The organism is Synechococcus sp. UW106 (assembly GCF_900474015.1).
Classification (GTDB): Bacteria; Cyanobacteriota; Cyanobacteriia; order PCC-6307; family Cyanobiaceae; genus Parasynechococcus.
In genome coordinates this window covers 1-14,148 of sequence record NZ_UCNV01000011.1, presented here as the reverse complement: position 1 = coordinate 14,148, position 14,148 = coordinate 1, and the positions used below count along the sequence as shown (strand labels likewise).

21 protein-coding genes are annotated in these 14,148 nt (G+C 52.8%); 11 read left to right on the top strand and 10 right to left on the bottom strand.

Annotated elements, in window-relative coordinates:
• The first annotated feature begins 560 nt into the window (after positions 1-560).
• Entirely contained in the window at positions 561-1,256 is a 696-nt protein-coding gene (locus tag DXY30_RS11140; protein WP_115095020.1) for a ParA family protein, read from the top strand.
• Between the two features lie 214 nt (positions 1,257-1,470).
• Here DXY30_RS11140 and DXY30_RS14210 read toward each other — a convergent pair whose 3' ends face one another.
• The gene (locus DXY30_RS14210; RefSeq protein ID WP_170951243.1) at positions 1,471-1,836 is read right to left on the bottom strand and encodes a hypothetical protein; all 366 of its coding nucleotides are present in this window, start codon (positions 1,834-1,836) and stop codon (positions 1,471-1,473) included.
• A 674-nt stretch (positions 1,837-2,510) separates the two neighbouring features.
• Between DXY30_RS14210 and DXY30_RS13685 the strand changes: the two genes are divergently transcribed.
• Positions 2,511-2,735 carry a hypothetical protein gene (locus tag DXY30_RS13685; RefSeq protein WP_137006855.1) on the top strand — a complete coding sequence of 75 codons (225 nt, stop codon included), beginning with the start codon at positions 2,511-2,513 and terminating at the stop codon, positions 2,733-2,735.
• Between the two features lie 215 nt (positions 2,736-2,950).
• Complete coding sequence (locus DXY30_RS11135) at positions 2,951-3,130, top strand: hypothetical protein (RefSeq protein WP_115024138.1); 180 nt, start codon at positions 2,951-2,953, stop codon at positions 3,128-3,130.
• A 632-nt stretch (positions 3,131-3,762) separates the two neighbouring features.
• Here DXY30_RS11135 and DXY30_RS11120 read toward each other — a convergent pair.
• Both DXY30_RS11120 and DXY30_RS11115 read right to left on the bottom strand, forming a co-directional pair.
• Positions 3,763-3,969 carry a hypothetical protein gene (locus DXY30_RS11120; RefSeq protein ID WP_115095017.1) on the bottom strand — a complete coding sequence of 69 codons (207 nt, stop codon included), beginning with the start codon at positions 3,967-3,969 and terminating at the stop codon, positions 3,763-3,765.
• Between the two features lie 435 nt (positions 3,970-4,404).
• Positions 4,405-4,740, bottom strand: coding sequence for a DUF1330 domain-containing protein (locus DXY30_RS11115; RefSeq protein WP_244281382.1), 336 nt, complete (start codon positions 4,738-4,740; stop codon positions 4,405-4,407).
• Positions 4,741-5,453: 713 nt separating this feature from the next.
• Between DXY30_RS11115 and DXY30_RS13680 the strand changes: the two genes are divergently transcribed.
• The 4 genes from DXY30_RS13680 (at position 5,454) to DXY30_RS11080 (ending at position 7,779) form a co-directional block, all read left to right on the top strand.
• Positions 5,454-5,765 (top strand): hypothetical protein, encoded by a 312-nt coding sequence (locus DXY30_RS13680; protein WP_137006853.1) that lies wholly within the window; start codon positions 5,454-5,456, stop codon positions 5,763-5,765.
• Between the two features lie 125 nt (positions 5,766-5,890).
• The gene (locus DXY30_RS11100) at positions 5,891-6,076 is read left to right on the top strand and encodes a hypothetical protein (protein ID WP_115024146.1); all 186 of its coding nucleotides are present in this window, start codon (positions 5,891-5,893) and stop codon (positions 6,074-6,076) included.
• A gap of 169 nt (positions 6,077-6,245) precedes the next feature.
• On the top strand, positions 6,246-6,410 hold the full coding sequence (locus tag DXY30_RS14205; protein ID WP_170951242.1) for a hypothetical protein: 165 nt from the start codon (positions 6,246-6,248) through the stop codon (positions 6,408-6,410).
• Positions 6,411-7,176: 766 nt separating this feature from the next.
• A complete protein-coding gene (locus DXY30_RS11080; RefSeq protein WP_137006851.1) occupies positions 7,177-7,779 on the top strand; it encodes a hypothetical protein in 603 nt (200 codons plus the stop codon).
• 23 nt (positions 7,780-7,802) lie between these two features.
• On the opposite strand, the gene DXY30_RS11075 is transcribed toward DXY30_RS11080, so the two are convergent.
• The 5 genes from DXY30_RS11075 to DXY30_RS14330 all read right to left on the bottom strand — a co-directional run bounded on the left by DXY30_RS11075 (position 7,803) and on the right by DXY30_RS14330 (position 9,716).
• Positions 7,803-8,120 (bottom strand): DUF3288 family protein, encoded by a 318-nt coding sequence (locus DXY30_RS11075; RefSeq protein WP_115095011.1) that lies wholly within the window; start codon positions 8,118-8,120, stop codon positions 7,803-7,805.
• Positions 8,121-8,212: 92 nt separating this feature from the next.
• Positions 8,213-8,413 carry a hypothetical protein gene (locus tag DXY30_RS11070; RefSeq protein ID WP_244281381.1) on the bottom strand — a complete coding sequence of 67 codons (201 nt, stop codon included), beginning with the start codon at positions 8,411-8,413 and terminating at the stop codon, positions 8,213-8,215.
• Positions 8,414-8,499: 86 nt separating this feature from the next.
• Positions 8,500-8,754: a hypothetical protein gene (locus tag DXY30_RS11065; protein WP_170951241.1), complete on the bottom strand. Its 255-nt coding sequence runs from the start codon at positions 8,752-8,754 to the stop codon at positions 8,500-8,502.
• Positions 8,755-8,865: 111 nt separating this feature from the next.
• Positions 8,866-9,072 carry a hypothetical protein gene (locus tag DXY30_RS11060; protein ID WP_115095010.1) on the bottom strand — a complete coding sequence of 69 codons (207 nt, stop codon included), beginning with the start codon at positions 9,070-9,072 and terminating at the stop codon, positions 8,866-8,868.
• A 155-nt stretch (positions 9,073-9,227) separates the two neighbouring features.
• Positions 9,228-9,716, bottom strand: a complete 489-nt coding sequence (locus DXY30_RS14330) for a hypothetical protein (RefSeq protein WP_115095009.1) — start codon at positions 9,714-9,716, stop codon at positions 9,228-9,230.
• A 107-nt stretch (positions 9,717-9,823) separates the two neighbouring features.
• Between DXY30_RS14330 and DXY30_RS11050 the strand changes: the two genes are divergently transcribed.
• Positions 9,824-10,120, top strand: coding sequence for a hypothetical protein (locus DXY30_RS11050; RefSeq protein WP_115095008.1), 297 nt, complete (start codon positions 9,824-9,826; stop codon positions 10,118-10,120).
• Between the two features lie 6 nt (positions 10,121-10,126).
• On the opposite strand, the gene DXY30_RS11045 is transcribed toward DXY30_RS11050, so the two are convergent.
• Complete coding sequence (locus DXY30_RS11045; RefSeq protein WP_115095007.1) at positions 10,127-10,420, bottom strand: hypothetical protein; 294 nt, start codon at positions 10,418-10,420, stop codon at positions 10,127-10,129.
• 565 nt (positions 10,421-10,985) lie between these two features.
• On the opposite strand from DXY30_RS11045, the gene DXY30_RS11040 reads away from it, so the two are divergent.
• The 3 genes from DXY30_RS11040 (at position 10,986) to DXY30_RS11030 (ending at position 13,595) form a co-directional block, all read left to right on the top strand.
• Positions 10,986-11,264, top strand: a complete 279-nt coding sequence (locus tag DXY30_RS11040; protein ID WP_115095006.1) for a hypothetical protein — start codon at positions 10,986-10,988, stop codon at positions 11,262-11,264.
• A gap of 320 nt (positions 11,265-11,584) precedes the next feature.
• Positions 11,585-12,379, top strand: a complete 795-nt coding sequence (locus DXY30_RS11035; RefSeq protein ID WP_115095005.1) for a prohibitin family protein — start codon at positions 11,585-11,587, stop codon at positions 12,377-12,379.
• A gap of 13 nt (positions 12,380-12,392) precedes the next feature.
• Positions 12,393-13,595, top strand: a complete 1,203-nt coding sequence (locus tag DXY30_RS11030; RefSeq protein ID WP_170951240.1) for a DUF389 domain-containing protein — start codon at positions 12,393-12,395, stop codon at positions 13,593-13,595.
• 8 nt (positions 13,596-13,603) lie between these two features.
• On the opposite strand, the gene DXY30_RS11025 is transcribed toward DXY30_RS11030, so the two are convergent.
• The gene (locus DXY30_RS11025; protein ID WP_115095003.1) at positions 13,604-13,810 is read right to left on the bottom strand and encodes a YqaE/Pmp3 family membrane protein; all 207 of its coding nucleotides are present in this window, start codon (positions 13,808-13,810) and stop codon (positions 13,604-13,606) included.
• Positions 13,811-14,148 lie beyond the last annotated feature (338 nt).

Below are 14,148 nucleotides of genomic sequence, written 5' to 3'. Positions count from 1 at the left end.
ATCGATCAGTTCAGGAAAAAGACACACGTTTAGCCGATCAAGCCCAGGGTTACGACGTCATTGCCCCAGGAACGACATGGTCAATTGACCGGTGGTTTCACCTGAGAGGAATCTCCGGAACGACTAACCAATGGACTCTTCTACCGATGGGATAGGAGCCGTTGAATAGCGACCGTCAGCCCCCCCCTTCAAGGAGGAGCGAATAGGTCACCAGAGGAGGGCATGGGGAGCCTCCTTTTTCGTGGGTTCCTGACCTCAGTACTCTTTTGGTCGTCATGGCAACCACTAATAGGTATTTCTTACGTCAATGTGTAATCGCTCCCTTTTGGCGAGGGGGTGATGCGTCGTGAAGGGAGAGGGTGGGACCTCTCCTTTTTTTTGGCAGTTCGCAGACGAAGCCCACAGTCGCCCATACCTCTTAAGGAAGGCCGTTGTGTTGTCTGAAAATGACTTGGGGAGCCGAATCTGACTGACGCTTTCATCGCGGAAGCAGCAACAACCCACGTATTGCCTTCCAGAAAAAAAACGCGATCCTTTAAGGAGTCATTAGTCGCTGCGTGATGTTCATCACTGTTTTTGGCCAGAAAGGTGGTGTTGCCAAAACGTGTAGCAGCGTTCACATAGCAGCAACCTGGAGCCATCAACAAAAACGGGTAGTCCTGGTTGATGCCGACCGCAATAGATCGGCCACTGCTTATGGCGCAAGAGGACTTTTGCCCTGCCCAGTCGTGCCAATTGAAGCAGCAGCCAAAGCCACTCGATTGGCAGAGATTATTGTCACAGATGGACAAGCAAGCAGCAACGAAGAAGAAATGAAAAATTTAGTAGAGGGAGCCGATTTCATTCTGCTGCCCACTACTACGCAGAGCAGATCAATCGAATTAACTGTTGAAATGTCACAGATGCTGAGGCAATACAAGATCCCCTACGCTGCACTACTTGTGAAAGTTGATTCACGCAAGGAAGCTGCAGCAGAAAAAGCCAAAGAATTGCTTCAAGGATTCGACATAAAGGTTCTAGATGCACAAATTCCATTGCTTAGCGCATTTGAACAAGCAGAAACAGAAGGAGTCACCGTTGACCAAGCAATTGACAAGCGTGGGCGAGCAAATCCACGAAGAATGATTGGTTGGGCGGCATACTGCACAGCTTGCAGGGAAATTGAAGATCTATTCGAAGAGCACCGAAAGCTGAATCAAATGCAGTCACCGATTGGATGGGACTTCACACCCATTGAACAACGTATAGCCGCTTAAACATGGCTGCAAATTGACTGCAAAACCGACTTACCACCGGGCCAGTGACGCCTTAGGGAAACACTATCAGCATGCCACTGGCATGAACCCTGAAGGGTCTTCTTGAATTCATCAACGTCGAGCATTCGCGGCGAAGCTTTTGTTAGCAGCACATCGATAGCATCTTCTTAAGGTGATCTTCCACAGCATCCCTCCAGGGGGAGTCAATTCTGTGTCACTTGATGCAAGTCGCATTATTCAGAGTTTTTAACTTGATAGCCACACCTATTAAATAGCTATGGCCTTTGACGAACTCGACCGGACGACGCGATACATCCGGGATGCCAAGTCTCGTGCCCTCGAAGTGCTCAATGAAACCTGTCCAAAACTCACGGCTCTTGAAAAGGCGATGTGGGTGAAGTTGAAGCGGGGTGAAAGCCCTTGCAAGCAGAGCAATGGCTAATAGTGCGGGCGCTTCAACCCAATTTTTTTTGGGCGGGGGATAAGGCTGCTTCAAAAGCATGTCCATGTTCAGCAGCACATGCGACAGCATTTGGTTGACCTGGATGGGCTGCGGGTGAAGCTGGAGTACATCTGCCAATGGCGAGCCGACATTGTCTTCCTGAGGAGCTGCCCCCTCCTATGCACTTAAGGGTGTGATGGGTGCTGCTGAGCTGGTTGGCAAGTGGCTGACAAAGCTTCCCCAGGCAAGAACCTGCTCTTAACCCACATGGGGTTAACGATCTGAGATTCTCTGAGCATGACAAGTACACAGCGAAAGCAAGCTCCCAAATGGTTGGGTTGGGAGTCAGCTCAACGGAAGCGTTACCTCCGTTCTGTTGAGCAGGATCTGGCCACAGAGCTGGGGCCTGATTGGCGCGACAAGATCGCAGATAGCACTGAGAGTTAATTCGTCGGCCACCAGTAGAGAGCTTCGCGGCCTTCGTCAAACAGAAAGAACAGCTCACCGTGATCGACATTTGTGAGCAGTTGGGAGTTCTCCCACTTATGGGTCGGCAGGCATCTCGTTAGTTGCCAGCGATACCAATGGACTGACTCTCAGCAGATTTTCCGGATACCGAAAACTGCCTGAAAAGTCGCTGCAAATTCCGTCGCTCCCCCCAACGAACTAGGGGCTCATAGCGAGCAACTCTCTGAGGCGACCTCGTCGCACCGGGATCGTGCAAGCGCCCCCCCCTTGACCAGCACCCGCCCAAGGCCAACAGACAGAGGCCAACAGAACGACGCAAGTGTCGATAGCGTCATCCCACGCGGTTGGGCCGGAACGCCACCACGCGAGATCTGAATAACGACCAACGACAAATGAGCCGAAGAGGAATTCACCCCCTGTTGATGGGGCTCGACAAACCTGCGCAGCAGGACGAGAAGAGCAGCACCAACACACCTAATCGCGAAACAGCAGAGACATCCGGCCTGGAATCGGCTCAACGCAAGAGATTTCTGCGATCAGAGGAAGAGGCGGCGGACCAGCAGGGCTGATGGCCTGGACGAGTCAGCAGCTGTCCACTTTTGTTGTCACAGTGCCAGTAGCTTTGCCAGCTTGAAGTTGTGAGGAGGATCGCCTCACGGGAGTGGAAACAAGGTGACACTCCTGAACGCGTTCCGTGGCCCCTGCCTTTGGCGGGGGCTTCTCATTGGAATGTGGTCCTGAATGGAGGATCTAGCTAGGGGTTGAGTACGAGCAGCCGATCTAGATGAACGCTGGATTTCCAGAAGTGACAGAGCAGGACCCTTCGCTGCCTGAGCAGCCAGGGAAGCGACAGGAACGGCTCGCCAAGTTCGTGATGGAGTTGTGGGCGCAGCATCGCCACGTTGCAGAAACTCGCCGCCACATCAATAAGAGGCTGGCCGACGAGACGGAACTCCTCAACTAATCGACCATCAGGCTGAGGGAGCAGACACGAACCAGCAGAGCGTCGGATGTCAGCCGATCAAAAGGTTCATCTGCGCATGAGCCGGGGTGTGACAACCCGGCTTTTTTGTGCCGATCGGACTGGGGGTGAAAACCAACGCCACAACGTCGTTGCCGCTCATTTGGTCGCTGCCATCGCCTCATTCGAACGGCACCTAAACCATGACCGGGGTGATGGTGACTTTGGAGCTTCGAGCTCTCCATCCAATGGTTCCTCCAATAACCATTGGGCGCTGAGTGTCAGCTGACTCTTCTTCTCAACCGGAGGAGTCAGAACAGCGTCCTAAACGCCGACACAGCAATGCACAGCCTGACTCCTCTTATGAAGGGGAGGAGTCAGATCAGCGCAATCTCACTTCGCAACCTTGCCGTTGCTCATTTGAACCGCGTCTCCGCGTCATCTGAAGCCAACGCCCCCTTGCTTCAACCCAAGCTGCTAAAGGAAGTTCCCGCCGCAGGAAACCTCCATCCAATGGCCTAACCCTTGCCATTGGGCGCCGAAGCAAAAGCTGACTCCTCTTCTGAACGGGGGGAGTCAGGTTGGCGTTATGGCACTTTTTAGTGAGCACTGTGTAGTGAGCACTTGCGCCAGGTTCAATCCTCTGGATCGTGCAGCTGTTCCCATCGGCCGAGGATGGGCTCCAACAAAGGCTCTGGATAGCCCTGGTCGTTAAGACGCCAGAACTCATCGTTGAACCTGTAGCCGTGGATCGCCGCCATGACGGGTTCATGCAGAGGGTCACCTCCCATTGGCTGACGCAGGCCCTCATGCCATGAATGCAGATTGTTGGTCGTGTCCATGCCGCCATTCTGACGCCGTAGAAGAGCTCCATCTCACTGGTGGTGAACACCGTCGCCAGCCTGTTCAACATCTTGTTCAACGCCTCAATGGCGTTGCGCTGCATCCACTCGACGCCCAATTAGGCGTTAATGCTTGGTACGTATGAGCACAAAAAAACCTAGGCTGGTCCTAGGTCTGTTCAGCGCTTCGTTGTGAAGCTGGCCTGATCTGTTGGGGGCCGCCGCCAAGCTCGCCCCCTCCCAACCTCAGGCTTTAGAAGGCTTGCTGGTTAAAGCTGCGGACATGGCAGTGGCTAGGAGCATGCAGCCTGCAACAGCGAGGAATCCCATCGGTTTGAGGTGACTAAGAGGATCATTCCCGTTCCCCGTCCCTACCGCCTGTCGCGGTTGCAACAGAACTGAAAGAAAGTCCTGCCTCCCCGACGACGCCTCTCATTAGTGAGCGGCGCGATCACCTTCTTCAAGGATCGAAAGCGACACATTGCTGTGGGGTTGACGAAGCTGGAGCATCTCTTGATATTCGGGCGCCTCATAGGCAGCTTTCGCTGCGGCCAGTGATTCGAACTCGATGATCACGGTCAGATGTCCTGCATTGCCTTCGCGAACATCCGTCTGGAGATCTCTGCAGAGAAATCGCGCTCCGCAATTAGCCAGATAGGGCTCGGCAGCTGAGATGTACGCCCCCATTCCTTCAGGGTTGGTGATTGCGCCAGAAACGCTCCAGTAGCCCTTGGCCATTTCGCTCAACAAGAGATGTCCGAAGCATTGCATGACTAAGGTCCGGCATCCCAGTGCTGCGCCACGGCGTCAACATCGATGCGAGCTTGCTTACCCAGCTTCATGAAGGCAAGTCTCTCTCGCTGAACTTTTATACATTGATCAGTGTTAATTCGAGAAATCGCATAGCTTTGCTTTGGTCTATCGGGATCCATAGGGGAGCTGCCATCACAGCTCCTTTTAGTAATCATGACTGACTCAAAAAACAACCGCAATCAATTACAAGTTGAGCAGGCAATAGTCCGACCTGCTCCAGCAGTATGGGGATTAAAACTATTAAAAGCACTGAAGCTAGAAAAGCTTTTAAAACTGGGTAGTCGATGAGTTAAATGAAGATTTAACGGCAACAGCACTTGCCCACTCCAGGGTTTCCTCTGCGGTCGTGACGGCGTGTTTGCAGAGTGCGAAGCGACGAAGGCCTGAAAACGTTGCATTCACTACCCCAAGACGAGAGCCACCAAGGCCATGACACAAGAGCATCTTAATCAAGTGCGATGCCCCCAGCAGATCTGAATGTGCAGACACCACGAGGCTCATCCATCAAAAAACTGAAGCAGGCCAATTCCTGGTGTGCGATGCCGAAAATCAGTGCCACTTGACGCACAGCCTTTACCTGGCGGTGGAGAAACTCAAGGGGATGGAATGTGGATATGTCTTCCCCTACGCAACCAACTACCGCAAAAGCTGCACCTGACGCGAAGAAGCTCGTGGAGACCACTACCGCACCAGCGACAAAACAAGAGCTGGTCGATCTTGAATCGACAAATCAACGGTTTCGAGTCCGAAGCAAGACAGCGCAAGATGACTTGTCAGCAGGTCATCTTGCGTCAAGCGTGAAGCACGGTTACATGAGAACCATTCAGCAACTTGGCGCGATGCCGGAGCTTCTCAAGCGTCAAATTGACCGCCTGGAAACCGCCATTGACCTTTCGACAGACTGGCTGGAAATTCAATATCTGATGGTTGAGCTCGACCAACTCAAAGCGTTGTATGACGACACGGCATCAGAGGCGGCATGAGCGGCGGCTCTTGACGTAAGCAACCGGCCTGAAGATCTGTAGAGATCAGCAACACATCAAGCCAATGCGCACAGATGGCTTGAGCAATCTCTGTCAGGTTGAGGGTCGGGATGATGAGCCAAAACATGAACGACGAGCAGCAGAGCGAACTGGAACGCCTAAACCGTGTGCTTGCGGTGGCCAAGAAGAACGGGAACCAGCTCTTCATCCAGAACATCGAACGTGAGATCGCAGCCATTCAGCGTGGCGATTGCTCGCCCCTCATCGAGGAGTACCTCACAGAATCAGAACAGGCCTCGATACAACGCTGAGAGGCCTGGTAGATCAACAGGTCGAGCCCAGTGATGTGTCGAAGTCCAGACCGAGGTCTGTCGACAGCTTGTGCTCCATTGACGCTTTCCTAACGTTTAGATCATTCAGCCCTGTAGGCCCACTCAAGGCAGCCACGTGCTCCGCGCATGCTGCCTGGAACGCCAATCGATGACTGACCACACCCTGGACATCTCAGCTGCATTGCGCGAAGCCCACCTGCAGCACCTCGAAGCCTCTCTCGCCGTCAAAGCTGCAACAAAACCAGGCAGCAAGAACGCAACGACAAGCAAACCAGGATTAAACAAAAACAAGGGAAATGCCTTAAGCGACTGATCGCTCTTCAACACCCAGTCCCTTGATCAATCAACCCTCGCCATGGCAAATCAAGCTTGCTTGGGGTCTCGAGACAGAGCTGAAGGCGTCCCCGCCCACACTGAAAAACCTAGGGAACGCCTGCTTAGGCATGCCACCCCAACAATCGATGACCCACCCCATCAAGGCAATGCGCCTTAATGCCGATGACTTTGTGCCCTCAAAGCACAAAACTGAGTGCATCGAGATCGGAGGCGTTCATGAAAGACGACGGTCCAACCGAGCAGTTTTCAGAAGCAGACTGACTTTCTGGCCCCTGCTCCAACAGTCTCACCCATGACCTGGGTTGGTCCTTTGGTAGGCGCGCAATGGTCCGCCACGCCAATCGACGCTCCACTTGCACCGCCTTAGGTGCCCTCGGAGAAAACGACCCAACACCTAGAGCACATGGCCCCAGGGCGCCTCGAGCCAGAAGCTTCGACCCTCTCTCTTTTCTGAAGTGATGGGTTGAACCATGCACAAACGAGCGAGCCAGGCCGTCTTTCCATCGGGAAGGGCGGCCTTCCTCTTTGGCCCTATCTCCCCACCCGGCACGCTCATACAAGTCAAAAATACAACCAAGCAGTCGGACGTCCCAGCCCTTTAAAGTCACTGCAACAGATACAGATACATGAAAGAACAGTCAAACCCAGGAGCTAAATCTACAGTCAATTCTTTGCAGTCAAGTCGCAAAAAACCGTAAATATCTTCGTTAGCGGAGGCAGCTTTTCTGACCCATTCTACAATTTTGAAGGCAAAAGAGAGGGCAATCGAGACATTTAAATTGAACCCAAATAAAAAATATTGCTTCAGAAGAGTGAACAACCCGTCATCCCACTCTTTTTATATCAGCGACCAGGGCTTTAAGCAGCCAGCCTCGAACAAGATCAAGCTCAAAGGTGACGGAAGATTTGACAACGGAATCACCGGAAAAGAGGATTTCACACTGTCCTTCGAGAAAAAGCATCGCCAAAAATTCGCATCATCTGGAAAATTATTTTTCTACTGCACCAGTCACTCTTCAATGATAGGCCAGTTTCAATTCAAGAAAAATCGCAGGGGCGCCTTAAATCGCACTCCCGAACTAAATCTTGGCAAATCCGACAGCACCTTCCACGCAGATATCATCAAAAGTATTCCATCAACATTGCAGACAGGAACACATCCCGTCGAGTTGCATGACTCATGGGGCCATCAGAATACATTCGCGATCCAAATACTGAGCACAACTTCAAACAATGAGTTTGGAAAATTCATTTCACAACAACAAGAGATTTTTAGAGCACATTCTTGTTTCGATTACCAAACCAGCACGCAGGGTTTGATAACAACGGCCCATAGACATGAATGAATCATATTCTCATGCTTGATACATCAAGTCTCCGTATCTTCAACATCCGCCCCCGAGCCAACACCCTCAGCGACAGGGTCCTGCCCTGGACGCCACCCACTTCTCCAGATCTCTCGTGTCTTGATGTTTAGGTCTTCGCGAGTCAGCCCCCAAAGCGTGAGGCATTTCTGCAGGTCATCGCGGATGTCATCCGCTCCAGGAAATTCCGCATACCGTGAAAATAATGAAGCGATTGTCGTCAGCTGCTGAGGGCCTGGCTCGCCATCGTGACCCAACACAGCATCGATTTGGTCACGATCAATGGCGTAGAGCGGATGCGTCTGTTGGGTGTCGTCAGTCATGCAACGATCATGCCCGAGCAGAGCGATCAAAGCAGCACATCAGATCGAAGTACTGACGACACCTAACAGCACCCGACAGCCTGAGGACGACGTCAGTCGAGCTCCCAGCACTCGGAACCGCGGCTGGTGAGCAGGCAAACGACATGCTTCTCCTCGCTGATCAATCTATACGTGTGCCCATCAGCATCACTACGGGCACGTGCATGCCAAAACGCATTGTCTTTGGAGGAATGCTCCGCACGATTCGACCAACCATCCACTGTCAACTCCTGAACCGCAAACATGACATCCATTCGAACTTCACAAAGCTTCGAGGGCCATGCCGATCATGAGCAGGATCAACAGAAACTCGTTGGGATCGCTTGATCAGCTGTTGTAATCAGCGCAAAGCAGAGATTTTGTCAACGCTTGAGCCAAGCTCTTCGATGGAGAGCCGTTCAGTAGCAGCATCATTATGAAGGCGAAAAAGAAAACCATTGACCCACGCCGTCTCTTTGTTGTTCACCTCATGGCCACGATCAACAAAACCGGGCTGTTGATGGAAAAGATGAAGAAGAATGGTCAGAACATCTTGCGGAGAGAGATTTTCGGGATCAATCGATGGCAATTGATCTCTGACATCCAGATAGGACATTGATCCTGTGGTCGCGACATCAAATGGCACTGTCAACTTGAATTCGAAGTCTGACCATCCAAACAAAAAGCCCCGCCGAGGCGGGGCGTCATTCCTTGAATGAAACAAGGATCAAAGCCAATTGGCACGCATCGCTTCGTAAGAAACCCCTCTGTATTTCAACTGGGTTGAGAAGGCTTTCTCTTTAGCCAGCTTGACCGGAGAGAGATGAGCGGAGGTGTAATCACTTGATTCAGATCCGCGGGCCACTGCCTTTTTGGAGTAGTTGCGGAGCTGCGCGCGTAGCTCGCGCTCTTTCAGGAGCTGAAGAGCATTCATGGTGTTCCTCGTAGAAAGCTCAGGCCCCGTTCCATGCCCTGAGTCGAACTGCGCTTCGCCGTGCAGCGAAGTGAACGTTTGTAGCAGTAGCTACAAATAAATATTAGGCCATGGAGGCTCTTTTCTGCTGTTCACCCTGTTACAGCTCTGGGCGATCAAATCAACTTCAAATGCAACGACTGCCCCAACAACAGAGAATTGTGATCGTCTTCGTTGGTCGTTCTTAATTCGAGGTTGAAAAACAAAGCCGATCGCTCATGAATAAAGGGTCCGGCATGCCAAGTTCCCGGATGAAGCTTGAATGCTTCACCAGGTTGGAACTTGATCAGGGCAATGGAGGTCGCAGAAGGCGGACAGCCAGGATCCGTTGAGGGGGCCATCGCCAGCCACCAGGGTTGTGCATCTGCAGACCCCAAACACTGACTCACGCGATGATGTCGCGTCATCGCCTTGAGAAAAGGCGGACGGCGGCGGATCCGCATCACATAAAAACGCGGCCGACCTACGGGATCGAAATACAGGTCAGCATCTGCTGAGCCAAACAATGCTGGATCGTCCTGAGGACACAAGAGAGTTCCACATCGTTCCAAGCAGGACGTATGCGATGGGATCGGCGTCAGGCTCGGGATTTCATCGTGATCCATCCCGTCAGGATATGAAAACCAGGTCCTTCCCCAGTGCCAGAAAGGGTGTCTTGAGTCACTGAAGCCAACAAAGGAACTCCCTATCACCTGAGAAAGGTGAACTGATCATGCTGACCACATCAACACGATTAAAACTTCAAGACATCTGCAGTCGATTGGCCCAGGGACAATTCGTGTCTCTCCAGGAACGTGTTTACCTTCAAAAATTTGCCGAGCGCGATCGCAGCGTGAGCACATGGGTGAACAGAGCGCAACGTTTTCAACGGGAAGGTGCACAACACGGGCTCGACGGTTTGATCGCCGACCTCGACCTGGGGCAACGCCATCCAGAAGATCCCGAGCACCCAGAAGATGATCTCGGAGACTGGTTCAGCAATGCTTCCCCTTGGCTGCGTCGCGACTGACGACCATCAACAGGAATCGTCCAGCGAGCCGAAATGATGGATAGCAACCTCCTGCAGAGTCTTCAACGATTGAAGAGCAGCAAGTCGTTGCTTGGCCTGAGCAAGCATCGGCTTGCCATGGGGAACGCAAGATTCGATCAGGGATGCTGCCTCTGATGCTTCAGCTTTAACCCAGCCTGTGCATCGCTCGAGTCGGGTCGTGAGATCGCCATCGCGCAAAGCACCGGAGTAGTTCGGCCCTGCGAAAACCTCGAGAAGTGTCGCCAGTGCGTCCCTGGCCTGCTCACGGTTCACCGTCATGGGGCTTGTGGAATACAGGCCCAGACTGACAGGGCAGACACAAAAAAGCCGCCTCGAACGGGCGGCCGGGTGATGGGGATATCCACAGCTTAGCTGAACGGCCTAGTAATTGCAGGCCATTTAAAGAATCGGCGACAACAAAATTCTACAGACTTTTCCACCAACCTGTGGATAAATCCCCCAAGAGGTGGCGCGCCGTGAGGTTGATCCCACTAGGTGTGGTGGATCAGCTGCACAAACTTAACGAGAAGCACTACACTTATGGAAACGCCAGGTGATGGGGATTACTTGGTCTATTCCTCCGTTCAACGGAGGTTTTTTTATGGCTTGTTCAACGACAAACCAACACAGTGTTAACGGCCTTCAAGTCCAAGGAGCTTGTCCTGGCCAGCATGCAGGGCGTTGAGATGATCACCGTGTTTGGCGATCTGAGCTCAATGAGCCGACTACCGCTTCAGCACTGAAGCAATCCAGTGACATCCTGAGACAACTCCACCAGAAAGGAGTCAGATCAATCCATCTACACCCCATAGGCTCCATCCAGCCAGTACAACATTCAGGCAAAATGCGGGCACTCATCGGATTGCTGCTGCTGTCGATTGCCCTAAGTGTTCTCTCGTCTGCCTCCCGCGCTGAGGAGCTCGGTCGTTGTGAACCCACCAAGGCGGTGAAGATCATCGATGGTGCGCTCGGAGAAGGAAAAACACTCCAACAAACCATAGAGATGATGATCAAAGCAAAAGTGTTTGACGGATCAAAGGCGTGCATCACATTCATCCGTGAAACCTCCATCACCATGCGCGATGCATATCCAAGCGCATTCAAATCACTCTGGATGAACTAAGAAGCAGTCAGGCACCAGGCCAATACTTGAGATGAATGGACTAAATCAGGCATTAAGCGCACCACCATCAGAAGCGGTGAACTCAAATTCATCAAACATGCTGATCACACAGAGTATTAATTATACCATCAGAGTCAGCACCAATATCAACAATCTTGAGTATTTTCATCCTCTCCAAATTTCTCCAGTCTTGGGAAGGTTGCTGATTCAATGAATCCTGAAAGTCAATTCCAGACGGTGTCGATTCAGTGGAAAACCAGGCACTGAGGCAACGATGCACGCCCAAACCCGACATCATCAGCACAAGTACATGCCTAAGGATGCAAAGCCCTAGACGGATCAACGACCCCGCCAACAGCCTCGCCGTTCTGGTCGCCGTCGTTCTCAGCACATTGTTGTTAATGGGGCAGGCCCTGTTCATCGTTCCGGCCGGCAAAGTTGCCGTGGTCACCACCTTGGGCAAGGTGAGCGGAGGATCGCGTCTGCCTGGTCTCAATCTCAAGGTCCCGTTTGTTCAAGCGGTGTACCCCTTTGATGTGCGCACCCAGGTCAAACCAGAAGAATTCGCCACCCTCACTAAGGACCTCCAAGTCATTGAGGCCACCGCGACCGTGAAATACGCCGTTCGTCCCAATGAAGCCGGACGGATTTACCGGACAATCGCCGGTAACGACCGTGAGATCTACCCCCGCATCATCCAGCCGTCATTGCTGAAAGCACTGAAGTCAGTGTTCTCCCAATACGAGCTCGTCACCATTGCCACCGAATGGAACGACATCTCCGCATTGGTAGAGAGAACTGTGGCGGAAGAGCTCGACAAATTTGATTACGTGGAAGTCCGCGGTCTGGACCTCACAGGCCTGCAGATCGCCGAGGAATATCGCGCCGCCATTGAGCAGAAGCAGATTGCAGAGCAGCAACTGCTCCGCGCCCAGACCGAAGTCAAGATCGCTGAACAGGAAGCCCTCCGTTACGACACGCTCAATCGCAGCCTTGACGACCAAGTGCTCTACAAACTGTTCCTCGACAAATGGGATGGGCAAACGGAAGTGGTACCGGCACTTCCGGGCAGCAACGGCAGCACGCCTCCAGTAATTGTGGGGCGTCGCAGCTGATGGAACGACAGCCGTGGTGGTTGATCAACAATCGCTTCTCGAAGAGGAAGATCGTCTTGACGCACTGCTCCGCAGTTACGACGGCGAAGCACGGCTGAACGAATCCTTCATCGTTCTGACCATTGGCGCCAGCCTGATCGCCAGCTTGGGGGTGCTTGCCAACAACGCCGCTGTGGTCATCGGGGCCATGGTCGTTGCCCCCTGGATCCTGCCGCTGCGAGTGGCGGTGTTTGCTGTTCTGATCGGGCAAGCCAGGCTGCTGTCCCGATCCCTGATCACCCTTGCAGCTGGTGCAGGTATCACCCTGCTCCTGTCGATGGGATTGGGCCTCATCGCACGAAGCCAAGGGTTGCTTTTAGCGGAGGCCCTGCCTGAACAGGTCACAGCTCGACTGGAACCCAATATTCTCGATTTGGGGATCGCGCTGGCAGCGGGTGCTGTCGCGACTTACGCCAAGGTGAATCCTGGTGCCGTGAGTTCCATGGCGGGCACAGCCATCGCCGTAGCTCTGGTTCCACCGGTGTGCGTGATGGGATTGATGCTCTCCGCCCAGGATATGAGCGGCGCTCAAGGGGCTGCACTTCTCTATGCCGCCAACCTGCTGGGAATTCTGATTGGTGGAATCAGTGTGCTGGCGATTCGAGAGCCGTATTTCCGCGAGAAACTCAGACGCCGGCGACGCTCACGCCTGCCAGTGCTGTTAGCCGTGGGCTTGGCCGTTCTGGTGGGTCAAAAACTCTATGAGAGGTATGAGCGACACCTGTTCAAACTCAAGCAGGAGGCAGCCAAAGAACAGATTGAATCAGATATCCGCTACTACCTCAAGAATGAGACGTTGACCTTTGGTGCTAACGAAGCACTAGAACTCGAAAAAATCGTCTTCGACTGGCCTAATTATTGGGAACAAAACCAGGCCCCAACCCTTCAGGTGGTTGTGCGTGTGACCGATCCGACGACGCCGAGCTACAAACAGGTTCAAGAAATTCAAGACCACATCAACTCCAAGCTTTCATGGCAGTTCCAGGGCCTTGAACTGCAGATGCAGGTGCAACGCATCAACGTAAGTGTGGTGCAAGGCAATGAGGTGGACGAAAGCCTCTTTGACCTGGAGCAGATTTTCAACGAAGTCGACACTGCACTTGCACCAATGCAAGTAGATGAGGAGGAACTGGAAGATCCCAGCGAAGCAGAGATCTGTTCAGAGCCAAACTGCTGACGCCCTATTCACTTGCGTGTCAGGATCACAAACAAGGCATGGATCACTGCGGCTGGCCACATGCCGAACAAGACAGGGAAACCAAGGCCGCCCACAGCAAACAGATAGATCACAAGGTTGATCCAGAAGGCCCGTGAAAGCCCCACCTGGGTAAACACCCCCAGAGGTGGGATGAGCAGAGCAATGATGATCCGAAAGATATCGCCGCAGGTCATGGGAAGGATCATGCAAGTTCTCTTGTCTTAGCAATCACCACCGAGAGCGAAGCAGCTCGCGCTCCTGACTAACCACGCATGCCACACCAGGCATGGACAAAGACAACACAATGTTGAGCCTTAGGGTCCACTGCACAAGGAGTCCTAACCAGAAGACCCAGCGATTAACAAAAAATCATCCTTCAAAACATCCTGCATCGCCAAACTCACTGGCAATAGAGGGAGTGATCGTGTCGTGCTTTAAGGCTGTTGGCCTGATCCTTTGACCGGTCAATGCCCAACAAAAAGCCCCCTCGTGAGAGGGGGCTTTCCGATTCAGTTGATCTGAATCGTTTGTT